The 12893-nt window shown below is 52.3% G+C and carries 14 protein-coding genes, 1 tRNA gene and 1 riboswitch; of the genes, 8 read left to right on the top strand and 7 right to left on the bottom strand.

Annotation, left to right across the window (positions count from 1 at the left end; all coding sequences use genetic code 11):
* The first annotated feature begins 985 nt into the window (after window positions 1-985).
* Window positions 986-1061, top strand: a tRNA-His gene (locus tag VLH40_09265).
* Between the two features lie 212 nt (window positions 1062-1273).
* Here VLH40_09265 and VLH40_09260 read toward each other — a convergent pair.
* The gene (locus VLH40_09260) at window positions 1274-1546 is read right to left on the bottom strand and encodes a hypothetical protein (protein HSV32191.1); all 273 of its coding nucleotides are present in this window, start codon (window positions 1544-1546) and stop codon (window positions 1274-1276) included.
* 553 nt (window positions 1547-2099) lie between these two features.
* On the opposite strand from VLH40_09260, the gene lepB reads away from it, so the two are divergent.
* Window positions 2100-2738, top strand: a complete 639-nt coding sequence (gene lepB / locus VLH40_09255; protein ID HSV32190.1) for a signal peptidase I — start codon at window positions 2100-2102, stop codon at window positions 2736-2738.
* Between the two features lie 98 nt (window positions 2739-2836).
* Window positions 2837-4021, top strand: coding sequence for a TIM barrel protein (locus VLH40_09250; protein ID HSV32189.1), 1185 nt, complete (start codon window positions 2837-2839; stop codon window positions 4019-4021).
* A gap of 32 nt (window positions 4022-4053) precedes the next feature.
* On the opposite strand, the gene folK is transcribed toward VLH40_09250, so the two are convergent.
* From folK to folE, 4 genes are read right to left on the bottom strand one after another with little or no spacing between them, the layout of a single operon-like run.
* Entirely contained in the window at window positions 4054-4479 is a 426-nt protein-coding gene (gene folK / locus VLH40_09245) for a 2-amino-4-hydroxy-6-hydroxymethyldihydropteridine diphosphokinase (GenBank protein ID HSV32188.1), read from the bottom strand.
* The gene (locus VLH40_09240) at window positions 4472-4822 is read right to left on the bottom strand and encodes a dihydroneopterin aldolase (GenBank protein ID HSV32187.1); all 351 of its coding nucleotides are present in this window, start codon (window positions 4820-4822) and stop codon (window positions 4472-4474) included. Before VLH40_09240 ends, folK begins: the two co-directional genes overlap by 8 nt.
* On the bottom strand, window positions 4819-5535 hold the full coding sequence (locus VLH40_09235; GenBank protein ID HSV32186.1) for an SDR family oxidoreductase: 717 nt from the start codon (window positions 5533-5535) through the stop codon (window positions 4819-4821). The genes VLH40_09240 and VLH40_09235 overlap by 4 nt, the downstream gene beginning before the upstream one ends.
* A complete protein-coding gene (folE, locus tag VLH40_09230) occupies window positions 5532-6089 on the bottom strand; it encodes a GTP cyclohydrolase I FolE (protein HSV32185.1) in 558 nt (185 codons plus the stop codon). Before folE ends, VLH40_09235 begins: the two co-directional genes overlap by 4 nt.
* A gap of 178 nt (window positions 6090-6267) precedes the next feature.
* On the opposite strand from folE, the gene VLH40_09225 reads away from it, so the two are divergent.
* Window positions 6268-6567 carry a hypothetical protein gene (locus tag VLH40_09225; protein ID HSV32184.1) on the top strand — a complete coding sequence of 100 codons (300 nt, stop codon included), beginning with the start codon at window positions 6268-6270 and terminating at the stop codon, window positions 6565-6567.
* Window positions 6568-6748: 181 nt separating this feature from the next.
* Here VLH40_09225 and thiT read toward each other — a convergent pair whose 3' ends face one another.
* The gene (gene thiT, locus VLH40_09220) at window positions 6749-7312 is read right to left on the bottom strand and encodes an energy-coupled thiamine transporter ThiT (protein HSV32183.1); all 564 of its coding nucleotides are present in this window, start codon (window positions 7310-7312) and stop codon (window positions 6749-6751) included.
* A 62-nt stretch (window positions 7313-7374) separates the two neighbouring features.
* Window positions 7375-7482, bottom strand: a riboswitch (TPP riboswitch).
* 557 nt (window positions 7483-8039) lie between these two features.
* Between thiT and VLH40_09215 the strand changes: the two genes are divergently transcribed.
* Genes VLH40_09215 through VLH40_09200 form a run of 4 tightly spaced genes read left to right on the top strand, consistent with a single transcriptional unit; the run spans window position 8040 to window position 10903 of the window.
* Complete coding sequence (locus VLH40_09215; GenBank protein HSV32182.1) at window positions 8040-8240, top strand: heavy metal-associated domain-containing protein; 201 nt, start codon at window positions 8040-8042, stop codon at window positions 8238-8240.
* Between the two features lie 10 nt (window positions 8241-8250).
* Complete coding sequence (locus VLH40_09210) at window positions 8251-8598, top strand: hypothetical protein (protein HSV32181.1); 348 nt, start codon at window positions 8251-8253, stop codon at window positions 8596-8598.
* Between the two features lie 24 nt (window positions 8599-8622).
* Entirely contained in the window at window positions 8623-9399 is a 777-nt protein-coding gene (locus VLH40_09205; GenBank protein ID HSV32180.1) for an aldo/keto reductase, read from the top strand.
* A gap of 40 nt (window positions 9400-9439) precedes the next feature.
* On the top strand, window positions 9440-10903 hold the full coding sequence (locus VLH40_09200; protein ID HSV32179.1) for a glycoside hydrolase family 38 C-terminal domain-containing protein: 1464 nt from the start codon (window positions 9440-9442) through the stop codon (window positions 10901-10903).
* Between the two features lie 348 nt (window positions 10904-11251).
* Here VLH40_09200 and mgtE read toward each other — a convergent pair whose 3' ends face one another.
* Entirely contained in the window at window positions 11252-12598 is a 1347-nt protein-coding gene (gene mgtE, locus VLH40_09195) for a magnesium transporter (GenBank protein ID HSV32178.1), read from the bottom strand.
* Window positions 12599-12893 lie beyond the last annotated feature (295 nt).

Here is a 12893-nt window from a genome sequence, read left to right as displayed (position 1 = left end):
GTGAGTTGTCAAGTGACCAGGAGAGAAGCGAGCCGTTATCCACTTTCGGTCTCCTGGCGGCACAAAAGGTAGATGCGCTCATCTCCTCTACCGGGAGACCGCAGGCCGCAAAAGGAGCCCGGGGTTCCAACGACCGGGGGGTTAGATGGCGTATGCCAAGGCCCGGAAGATCTGTCTTCCTGCTGGTCATCTTCGTCAGGTAGACCAGAGTTTGTTTCGTTCTTATTTAGTCATGGTCAGGATCATCTCTTCATTCTACGGGGGGACATTTTCACGGAAAGACTTTGCGGGACATGATCACAGAATAAAAAAAACAGGACATTTGAAAAGAATCTTGATAGGAATGGGAAGATGGAATATAACCTGTTCCGGCTGGTTTAGCATATAGTTGGCTAAGATAATATCAAGCGGTTGGGTATTTTATTTGCCTCCCGGGAGTTTTTCCGTTACAATGAAGGTAAAGGTGCTTCAAAAAACATGATTCGCGAAACGGAAAGAAAGGAGTAGACACATGCCTGAAAACAACAAAAAGCCTACGGATCAACGCCTCAAGCTACGCAGAGGGTGTTGCTGTTCAAGCTCCGGTTTTCTGCCCCAGGAAGAAGAGAAGACTGAAAAGGTTAAAGAAGAAGAAAGCAAGGACAGTGGCTGCTGCCCCTAAAACCGGAAGGTAGACCATACCGAAAATGCCGGCACAACATCTTTTTGTCACAGTGTTATCCCGGCATTTTCGGTGGGCATGAATCAGTGAGGATATTCCTCTATTGTTCAGATTGCTCTTGGCTGTGATGTTGGCAGGCTGGCGTGTCATGAGCTAAGCTCGCCCGAAGCGGCTTAAATATAGTGACTTGACTATCGACAACCGCATCAGGATTAGCGGGGAGGTTTGTTGGGTACATTTACACTATTTCTGACGGGAAGTAAGTCACCAGCCCTCTTGCGCGATACAGGGTTTAGGGTTAGAATATTTGCTGTTTCTAACTTGGTGGGCGTAGCTCAACGGTCAGAGCACTGGACTGTGGCTCCAGGGGCTGGGGGTTCGAATCCCCTCGTCCACCCCAAATCTGTTTTACAGCAGAGCGAAAAGTGACCTTCTGATTTTCCCTCCGTTCCAAAACTCAGTTCATAAGTATCGGACTCACAATTTTGATTCTACTGCCATAAGTAATTTTGCTGCAAAAGAACGAAGGAAGCCCGGGCCTAAGTTGCCTAAATCAGCCGCCGAAATCACCGCATCTTCGAAGTAAAAAGGCCAAGGATGGCCTTTTCAGCATCACTGCAACCAGACGTGGTCATTGATGCGTGCCAGAAAATGCCAGATGAGGCGGGGCTGAGGGCAACGCGGCCTCGCTGAAATGAGTTTTTGCAGCAAAATCAATGTTACTTCCTCGATCCCGTCCTTGCCGGCTCCGCTGATCACCAAGATACCGGTTCTCTCCTTCCTGCGGGTAGGCAGGGACACTCCCCTACCCCACCAGTAGACATAGCGTTTCCGGGAGAGGTCTCTTTTCCGCCAAATGGTGAACTCCTCCGGCCAGTGGGCCATCCACCGGCCATCCCGTCCTTTCTCCGGTCCCGCACCCGGGTAGCGTAGTGTGGGGCCATCAACTCCTCCCCTGCCACTACGCTGGCTATGGGTGGTATTCTGCGGACTCCTTCCCGGAGGAACTCGCTCCGGAGAGCGCGGGTTTTCGGGTTGAGGCCATCGGCTTGGTGCGTTTCTGGACTCATTTCCGGGTTTATTACCTTTGACATTTTCTTTGTAACGTGCTTTGCTTTTCCCACGGCCTATCCTCCCTGCGGGGAGCGAGGTGATTTCTTGATCGGAACTTCCCCTGAGGATAGGCTAGCTGTTTTTATTTGGCTATACCCAAGTTTTGAGGGTAGCTCGGTGCGCAACCGCCCCACGCTGACCATGAACGTTTCGGAAGCGGATATCCGGATTACCGAGTAGTTGATCAAGTCGGGGCAATCCTTGATATAGAAGTGCGGGACTACATCGTAGTCACCGATGATGGCTTTCTGAATTTCAAGGGAAAAAAAGGGGGGTTCCTTTTTATGGTGTCCGGGGATCTTCCCCTGCCCGATCGAAATATATTATGGACAGACACAATCGTTTCAGTATCGAAACGATCTTGGGAGAAAGGGGCGAAACAGTGGGAAGTTCATCTGTAGAAAAGACGAAGCACAAAATCCGGTCAAAGCGGAAAGAAGTTGTATGGGAATGGGTGAAAACCGGTCTTTGGGCGGCGGTGATCGCCTGGTTTATGATTAATTTTGTGGTCCAGAGTTTTTTTATCCCGACCTCGTCGATGGAACCAACGATTATCCCGGGGCAGAGAATTTTAGCGGCCAAATTCTGGTATCGCTTCACCGATCCGCAGCGTGGTGATATTATCGTCTTTCGGGAACCAGCCGAGCGCAGCCAGGGGAGGGCGAGGGAGCGGCTGGTCAAAAGGGTGGTTGGCCTCCCTGGCGAACGGGTCCGCATTGAAAACGGCCAGATATTGATTAATGACCAGCCATTGAACGAAGAGTTTTCCGAAAGGGTTTATCTCGCCGTTGGTTATTATGGGTCGAGAGAAGTCATCGTACCGGAAGGCACTTATTACGTTCTGGGAGACAACAGCATTAACAGTCTGGATAGCCGGATTTGGGGTTTCGTTCCCCGGAACACCATTCTGGGCCGAGGGTTTTTTACTTTTTGGCCGTTAACCCGCCTGGGCTTGCTCCGTTAAGTCGCTATGTCGGCGGGACAAGGTCGAGTCACAATGGCGAAGGAAGAGGAAATCCGCAGTAATGGGAGGAAAATATAGTTGAAAAAAGGAAAATCTCCATGCCCTACTGGTGCCTGGGGAACCCGATCGGGGACCCCTTTGGTCCGGGAGTGCTTGACCGGATCGGTTCCCTGGGGGTAACCGATATTCTCTGCGCAGCGAAAAAAGAGGCCCTTATCGATTATACCGCTGCTCATGACTGTGACTTGGTCTCCTGGAACCCGCATGAACCGGACGATGACCTCGATCCTTCAAGCGAAACCTCTCACACCATCAAGACGATCCGTGACAAGCTGGACTCGGCTGGAATCCGTTTTAAAATGATCAGTAGCAATTTACATGCCGATCCAGTGTTTCGTAATGGGGGGTTGGCCAACCCTGATCCCCGGATCCGGCTTCTGGCTGCCCGCAAGGTCATGCGCGCGTTGCGAATCGGACACACTCTCGGGGCGGAATACTTTACCTATTGGGTCGCCCGGGATGGCTTCGAATCGCAGTTTGCCGTCCCCTGGGACCGGACGTACCAGTATATCCGGGAAGGCCTCAATTTCGCCCGGCGTTATGCCGTGGAAAAAAACCTCGGGTACCGAGGCGGTACCATTGAATATAAGCCCAACGAGCCGCGGGGGGAAATGTTTCTTCCCACCGCCGGTCATGCGCTGGCCCTGATTTCCACGCTCGAAGAACCGGATTTCTGGGGATGTAATCCCGAGGTTCTTCAGCACGACCAAATGGCCGGCTTGTCCGCCGTAGCGGCAACCGCCTTTGTCGCCTCCCTGGGTAAGCTCTTTTTCATTCACGTCGGAAATCAAAAACCCAACCAGTTTGACAACGACAATCCACCCCTGACGGGCATGGACGGAGTCAAAGAGTTTATCAGTATTTTATATGTTTTGTATAAGCTCGATTGGCCTGGATATATTGAATACGACAACCACCTGTTACGAACCGATGCGGCGCCTGGGACGGAGAATGCAATCAGCCTTCGCCGGTATTATGTCGAGCTGGCGGTGGAGGCCTACCGGTTAGCGGAGAGAAAGGCGCTGGATCTGTTCTACGATCGGGAATTGTCAGGCAAGCAGAACGCACTTTGGAATCAGTCCCCGGAAATTGCCGATCTCTTGACCGGAGGGAATACAGAGAACATCGCTTCTGTTACCCTCGACTATCAGCAGTTGGTCCAGGACCGGATCAGGATCGGTGAGATGGACCTGGCAGCCAACCGAAGGCTTCTTGGGTACTGAAAGTTTATCTCCGGGAGATATTTGCTGAGGCATCAAGAACGGGGTATTGGATGGGCCGGTAACGAATCGGCGAGTTCCGGGGCGATCTCCAGGGTATAGCGCCGGACAAAATCCCGCTCCAAGAAATTCCGGTGTACGACTTGGTTGTTCCAGACAATAAGGTCCAGGTCGATGGTCCGGGGAGCATGCGGGGGGGAGGACTTCTCCCGGCCCAGTTGTTCTTCCGTTGCCTTCAGAAAGGCCTTGAACGATTCCCGGTCAAGGACGGTCGCGATTTTCCAGGCACAGTTGAGATAGTCCGACTGATTGGGATCACCAAGCGGGGCAGTTCGGACTACCGACGACTTGCCCAGTAACCGGTGATGCCGGGCAATCAGCGCTTTAGCCAGTTTTAGATGTTTCTCCGGCTGGATGTTCGATCCCACATCGACAATGGCGATATTGAGCTGTTTAGCCATCGGAGATTTCCACGGCAACCGAATCTGCGTAGCGAAGCGCCCCGGGCTTATCGACCCGAACATTCGCCCTCAGGAAACCAGGCATGCCGGCCACGATGGAGTGCACCCGGGCGGCGAGGGATTCGAGCAGGTGAAACCGGGAGTTTTCCACCTCTTCGATGATCTTTTTCGTCAGCGTTTTATAATCGAGCGCCTCGTTTAAATTGTCGGATTCGATTGCCCGTAATGCATTGTATTCCAAGGTGATATTGATCACCACATCCTGTCTGACCACGCGTTCCCATTCATAGGCTCCGATAATCGTACGTAGCCGCAGGTTCGTGATTTTCACGACCGCGTTCATGACAGGGATTCCCCCCCGTCGACGAATAATATTTCTCCGGTGATAAAAGGATTTTCCGCAAGAAACACCACAGCTCGGGCGATGTCTTCCGGGTACCCGCGGGTTTTCAACGGTATCTTTTCCGCAACCCGGTCCAGATATGATGTGTCTTTCCCCGGCGGAGGTTCAACCGGTCCCGGAGCCACGCCGTTCACCCGGAAACGGGGTGCTAGGTCCCGGGCTGCGATCAGAGTGAACTCCGCCAAGGCTTTTTTGGCCAGGATATAAGCCATGTGGGTGGGCCGGTGCCCTTTGATTTTTGCGTCCAGGATATTGATGATACAGCCTCCCCGGGCGCGCCGGGCAAAATTCCTGGTCAAGATAAAGGGGGCTTTGAGGTGGATGGCGAATTGCCGGTCAAACAGGCGGGAGTCTGTTTCAAGGAATGAGGCGGGCTCAAATAGGGAAGCGTTGTTCACGACCAGCGAGAGCCCGGGAAAGTCGTTCATCACCTGGTCCATGAGCTCTCCGGATTCCTGATCGTTCGTGAGATCTCCCCGGTAAAGTCGGCAATCCACACTCAGAGCATGGACACCAGTAGCGGTGTCTTTTGCTTCTTCTTCCCTTTGGTGGTAGTGGAGGGCGATTCCGTATCCCTTGTGGGCCAAGGCTAAGGTCATCGCCTTACCCAGCCGCCTCCCCCCGCCGGTGATCAGCGCGGCCAGGGAATTCACCGAATCGACCTCAAGAACTCGGATCGGACGGCCTCGTTATCCAGGAACGATCCCAGCATGCAGGATGTCTTCATGCGGGAATTTTCTTTTTCCACGCCTCGCATCATCATACACAGGTGTTGGGCTTCGATGACAACGCCTACGCCGTGGGCTCCAGTGTGCATATGGAGCGCTTCGGCGATTTGCCTGGTCAGCCTTTCCTGGAGTTGCAAACGGCGGGCGAAGACGTCGGTGATCCGGGCTACCTTCGAGACCCCGAGAACAAGTCCGTCCGGGACATAACCGACATGACATTTTCCAAAAAACGGAAGAAGGTGGTGTTCGCACAGAGAGTAAAAAGCAATATCCTGCACGATTACCAGGTCTTCTCCGTGGGCACGGTAAACGGCTCCATTGATGACCGTGGTCAAATCCTGTCCGTAACCGGAAGTCAGGTAACGGAACGCCCGGGCGGCCCGTTGCGGGGTATCGGCTAGGCCATCCCGCTTCAGGTCTTCGCCCAACTCTTCAATTACGCGGGCAAAGAGAGGGGCCAGGGATTCTGTATCGTTCATCGAATCATCCCCGCTTTCCGCAATATGTCCGTGCATTGTGCCTTATAATAGTTTTCATTATAGCTTAAAACCAGTTGAAGTATAATACACTTATAAAGATCCCGGTGATGTTACGTTTTCTAAAGCCGGCCTGTGAAAGGTTGTAACCGCTGACAATACACAGAAAGGGGGAGAAGTGATGAAAACCATGCGTCTGGGAGCCGCCCTGGTGGTCATAATGGCCGTGCTCACGGTTTTGACGGGATGTCAGACGACCGTCTCCGGTACCGGAACGATCAGGCACGTTGAGCTATCAGGCGGTTTTTATGGGATTGTTGGGGACGACGGATTGCATTATGAACCAATCAACCTACCCAGAGAGTTTTGGGAAGACGGCCTTCGTATCGCCTTTACCGCTCGGCCGCTCGACGATTGGGCCAGCATCTATATGTGGGGACGAATTGTCGAAATCCTGTCCATAGAAAAGACCGATACCTGAAGGGCCCAGAAGCGAGGTCCAGGCATAGGCCAACCCACAAGGCCTGCTTATACCTATGGACCTCGCGTTTCTCGCCAAGACAGATCAGTTCGGCGATTAGTGTCGCCTCATTGCCCCTTTCTTGGATTACTTGCTTTTTCGGTGCTGCCAGCGTTCCTGCTGGTGGTGTTGTTACCGTGTTTCATGGTTTGATCAGTCTGCCCAGCGATGGAGTCAGGAACCAAGTCAGAGCGGCGCTGATAAGAAATTCTACCCCCAAGTACCCGCCGTTGTAGACCAGCGAGTAGAGCCAGACCGACTGGCCCTCCGGGGCGTAATGCCCCCAGAAAAAAACACCGGCGAAGAAGTGACTCAGAAACCGTCCGCCGATAGCGAAGAAGACGGCAATGATGGAGAAGAAATAGCGGCCTGTCCAGCTGGTGTTTTTGGTCATTGCCGGTCTCCAGAAAAAGCCGGCCAGGCCCAGTGCTCCAAAGGCAAACGGGTAATCGAGCAGAAACTGGAGCGGGGTGAGAAACCAGGGGCCGAGTATGAACTGGAGAAAGCCGTAGACGACACCAACGGTTGTGCCGACCACCGGTCCCCGGATCATGGCCAGGAGAATAATGGGAACCATGCTTCCCGGGGTGACCGATCCGCCGAAGGGAGCGGCGAAAAGTTTTATCAGGCTTAACGCCGTAGCAAGACCTAAAACCACGCCGCCTTCGGCCAGAATCCGGGGGACGAAAATGCTTTTCGCTGCCATTTCACATCTCCTTATAAACCGTTCCGGGGAGGAGGGGAAAACGCACTTTTACGGTGCGCCCGAGAGAGCGAGGCGGCATTCCCTACGCAGGCATTATCCTGATCAGGTTATGCGGGTCAAGGCTTCAAGCCTTATCTCAGCTCTTATCAAGAGCTCCCCAGTATCGGAATAGAATGTATACATTGAGTCTATCACTGGATTAAAGAAGAGTAAAGAGTGAATGCTGCGATTCCCGGTGAATTGCCATTACTGGTGGTGTCTTCCCGGGGGAAGGTCGAGGTCCGGAATTAGTTGTAGAATGAAAGATAGCTTATCGCCTTCAGGGCCCGGGAACTCGGAGATAATCTGTCCAGTCATAGCGAGGTGGAACCGTGTCCGAAGAAGATCCCTCTTATCTCCGGAAGCCCCCAATCGCTTTGTCAACGCCATCAGGGGAGAACAGGAAAATGAGTTTTGATTCTACTGTAATAAGTAATTTTGCTGCAAAAGAACGAAGGAAGCCCGGGCCTGAGCTGCCTGAATCAGCCGCCGAAATCACCGCGTTTTCGCAGCAAAAAGGCCAAGGATGGCCTTTTCAGCATCACCGTAACCAGACGTGGTCATTGATGCGTGCGAGAAAACACCAGATGAGGCGGGGCTGATGGCAACGGGGCCTTGCTGAAATGAGTTTTTGCAGCAAAATCAGTTTTATATCTTGAATCCTGGATTTACCTGGGAGGTGTTTTTCATGAAACTAAAAATCGATGGAATGAGTTGTCAGCACTGCGTCACGCGTTTGAAAAAAGAACTGGAGCAGGTTGACGGTGTGGTATCGGTGAATATTGACCTGAAAACGGGAGTAGCCGAGTTCATAACTGCCCCCCCTGTCCGGACCGAAATCCTGGTTGCGGTCGTTGAAAAGGCCGGATACCATGCCCGCCCTCTCTAACACCGCGAGGATGCAGAAGATCGCTTTCTTTGCTTTCCGTGACGATGAAACCTGCTTTGTTCATGTGCTCCTCAGCGTGCTTGATTTTCAGGCGCGGGGAGGGGAAGCCGTCCTGGTTTTCGAGGGAGCCGCCACCCGGCTGATTCCCCTGTTGGCCGGGGAAAGCCATCCGCTTCATCGTCTGTACTGCAAAGCGAAGGAATCGGCATCGATCGAGGGGGCCGGTTTGGCCTGTTCCCGGAAAATGGGAATCCTGGACGCGGTAAAACAGGAGGGTTTGCCGTTCCTCGACGAGTTGAACGGCCACCCGGCAATGAGTCGATATACGGAACAGGGATATCAGGTTGTGGTGATGTAAAAAGAAAAAGGAGGAGGTGGAATCGTGGATTATCTGGAAAGAGAAGGGGCGCGTCTACCGGTACTTGGTTTAGGGACCTGGGACATGCGGGGGGTTGAATGTCGCCGGGCGGTACTTACCGCCCTTGAAGTGGGTTATCGAAGTATCGATACAGCGGCCTTTTACATGAATGAAGCAGAGATCGGCCAGGCCATCCGGGAGTCCTTCGTTTCCCGTGAAGAGTTGTTTTTGACCACCAAGGTCTGGCACACGCATTTACGCAGGGAAGACTGTATTCGTTCTTTGGAGGATAGCCTCAAACAACTCGGGACCGAATATGTCGATCTCTTTCTGATACACTGGCCGAACGATGCGGTGCCCCTCGCCGAGACTCTAAGAGCGATGAACGACCTTGTACACCAAGGGAAAACCCGTTCCATCGGGGTCAGCAACTTTTCTATCGACCTTCTGGAGGCAGCCCAAAGCCTGTCACCGACACCGATCCTCACCAACCAGGTGGAATATCATCCTTTCCACTCCCCGGCTGCCCTTCTTGACTACTGCCGGAAAGCGCAGGTTATTGTTTCCGCTTACTCTCCGCTGGCCCGGGGCCGGGTCCTGCACCACCCCCTCTTGCGGGAGATCGCGGAGCGTTACGGAAAAACCCCTGCCCAAATCACCCTCCGTTGGCTGATTCAACAGAAGGGGGTTATGGCCATTCCCAAGGCGACCCGTCGTGATCACCAGGAGAAAAATTTCGATATTTTCGATTTTCGGTTGACCGACGGAGAAATGGCGGACATCGGCAGCCTAAAGACATGAGATTCATTGTCTTGGCAACTCGGTTTTCCCAGTGGCCAGGGTGAATGATGATTTGGAAAACGCCGGGCCGCCGGGTCTTTTGGCCGGGGATTTACGATCCAGACCCTGCCGGCTTATCTTCGCCCGGCGGGATTTTCAGGCCGCCTCGGAAATCGGACAAAAGATCAAAGACGAGGCGCTTCGTTACATTGCAGAGAGAATTCCGGGAAACAAGGGAGATATAATTGTGTTCAACTCGCTGGGGCACGCACGCAGTGACCTCCTGGACGTGGCCCTGCCGGGGGGATTAGCCCCCGGTCACATTTTGTATCAGCAAGACCAGCCCCTCGAATGGCAGTCCGCCGGGGGGGAGAGGATTCTGGTGTCCGGTCATCGGGTACCCGGTTTCGGTTATACTTGTCTTTCCGCCGGCCCGGCTCGGGAGGTTCCTGGAAAACCGGAGACGTCTCTTAGAGTTTCCCGGCAGGTGATGGAGAACCGCTTTTTCCGGATGGAGTTCGACGAAGGGGGGCTGATCGCTTCCCTCTATCATAAAAGTATCGATCGCGAATACGTTAAAGCCGGTTCCCGAGCCAACTGCTTCCAGGCCTTTGAAGATCTCCCACCCGACCATGATGCCTGGAACATTGATCCTTTTTACCGGGGAAAATACTGGACGATCACCGAGCTGAACACCCTCGCGATCCTCGAGGAGGGCCCATTACGGGGGACTATGATGATGGAGCGCCCCTTCGGGCGCTCCATCATAACTCAACATATCCGTATATACCGGGATATGGACCGGATCGATTTTGTGACGAAAATCGCTTGGTGGGAAAACAACACCATGCTTAAAGTGCTGTTTCCAGTGGATCTGGCCACCGACCAGGCCGCCTGTGAAATTCAATTCGGCTACCTATACCGTCCGACGCACACCAATACCCCCTGGGAAAAAGCCAAATTCGAAGTCTGTGCCCAGCGGTGGGTGGACGTGTCGGAGAAGGATTGGGGGATTGCTCTTATCAATAATGGCAAGTACGGACATGATATCACTCGTGGGGTGATCGGTTTGACCTGCCTGCGCTCACCATCCTATCCCGATTCGGATGCCGACCGGGGACAGCACGAATTTGCCTATGCCCTTTTTCCTCATCAGGGCACTGTCGGTGATGCGCCAGTCACGGAGCGCGCCGCCGAATTCAATGAACCGCTTATTCCTGCGGTCAAAGGTAATGGCGCCGGTTCGTGGCCACCGGAGCGTTCTTGGATCACGCTCGATAATCCGGCCATAGTTCTGGCGGCAGTGAAACTGTCTGAATACGGAGAGGGCGTGATTGTACGCGTCTATGAAAGCCGGGGAAAACGGGTAGCCGGTTCGATTGCTTTCTGGAAGCCACCCGTTCGGGCCTGGTCCTGTACCCTCCTGGAAATGCAACAGGAGGAAATACCGGTCCGGGACCGGTCGCTTACCCTTCACTTTCATCCTTTTGAGATCAAGACGCTTATGGTGTTTTTCGACAGGTAGGAATTTATCCCGAAGTTTCAACCGACAAACTATGCTCAACCATTATCGGAGATAGCTTTCTTCCGATTCCGAAATGCAGGCTTGCTGGGTACAGGTGATCAGCAGGCCACCTCCAACAAGCTAAAGACCTGCTGTTGGAAGGGAGTCAGCTCGCTTGGTAACGGAAGGCGTACCGCGTGTTTCCCTTCATTCGTCGTCCTGGCTCAAGTTCCCCTTCCCCTTATCGCATAAATCCCCTCAACCAAGCACCTGAAAGGCCCTTTCTCTTTCAATCATAGTCTATAGTTACATATTGCTGCGAGCAAAAAACGTTTTCGCACAGTCTGACGGTTATTTTGTTTCAGTTTGTTAAATACCCATGACCACTGAGGCTATCGTGAAATAAATAACCAATCCGGTTATATCTTTTATTGTAGTAATCAGCGGTCCCGACACAACTGCCGGGTCTATACCTATGCGATGAAACAAAGTGGGCAAAAACGCTCCTAAGAAAGAAGCTACCGTCATAGTCGTGATCATCGCCCCCCCCACCGCTACTCCAAGTTTAGGTACACCCTGCCATATCTGGCCTGCTGCACCGACGACCACTCCGCATATCACTCCCATGAATGTCCCTATGAGAATCTCTCTCCACAAGCATTTCCAGACATTATTCTGCGTAATATCGCCTGTTGCCAGTCCCCTTATGACGATGGTGGATGATTGAATCCCTACGTCTCCTCCCATGTCCATGATAACCGGGATAAACGCAGCAAGGACGATAGCTGCCGCCAAAGACTCCTCGAAGAATTCAATAACGCCACCGGCAAGCATTCCGCCCAATAAAGTTATAATCAGCCATGGAAGGCGAAGGCGGATAGCAGAAGGAATAGAAACTTCAAGCAATTTGTCTTTCTTAGGCGAGCTACCCTTGCTTACGGCTGCCATAAGATAAGAGTCCTCGGTGTTTTCCCTCTCGATCACATCAATTACGTCGTCAACGGTGATGATCCCCACGAGCCTTTTTTCATGGTCAACTACGGGGAGGCTAAGCAGATCATATTTCTTGAATAGCGCTGCAACCTGTTCTTGATCGTCTTGAGTCTCTACCGACAGCACATCCTTTTGCATGATTTCACCTACAGTTACATCGGGGGAGGCTAAAACCAGATCCTTTAGTGAAACTGTGCCCTTCAACTGGCGGTGTGAATCGATGCAGTAACATGTATACACTGTTTCCTTGTTCAGTGCGGTGGTCCTTATAGTTTCCAAAGATTGTGCCACAGTCATATGTTCTTTGAGGTCGACAAACTCTGTAGTCATAAGACTGCCGGCAGAAAAGTCAGGATATTTCAAAAACTGGTTAATAAGCTTTCTTTCGGATTCGGTTGAGTTTTTCAATATCCTCTTTACAATGTTGGCGGGCATTTCCTCAAGGAAGTCGATTTTGTCATCGAAATACAATTCGTTAACAATTTCTGCAAGTTCGTTTTCATTGGTCAACAGGGAAATGCTGGCCTGTTTAGCCGAAGTTGAATGGGCAAACACATCTACGGCTAGATTCTTTGGAAGCAAGCGGAATGCGACAATTGTGCCTTTTGCGTCCAATTGTTCCAAGATATCGGCGATATCAGCGGGATGCATACCCGCAAATGTATTCTTGATCACAGAATAGTTTTTTTCTGAAAGCAACACGAACAGTTCTTTGGATGTCATAGCGTACCTCCTGAAATTGATTCTTGATTCTACTACAATAAGTAATTTTGCTGCAAAACAACGAAGGAAGCCGGGGCCTAAGTTGCCTAAATCAGCCGCCGAAATCACCGCATTTTCGAAGTAAAAAGGCCAAGGATGGCCTTTTTAGCAGCACTGCAACCGGACGTGGTCTGATGCGTGCGAGAAAATGTAAGATGAGGCGTTGTTGATGGCAACGGGGCCTCGGTCGTGCTTTCAATGGCCCTTTTGCAACTTTGGGGATTTCTCCCTTGCACAACTGGGGAATTCTACTTTG

The sequence above is a fragment of the Atribacteraceae bacterium genome (assembly GCA_035477455.1).
Classification (GTDB): Bacteria; Atribacterota; Atribacteria; order Atribacterales; family Atribacteraceae; genus DATIKP01.
Note: the sequence above shows the minus strand (reverse complement) of the source record. Positions and strands in the feature narration are given on the sequence as shown.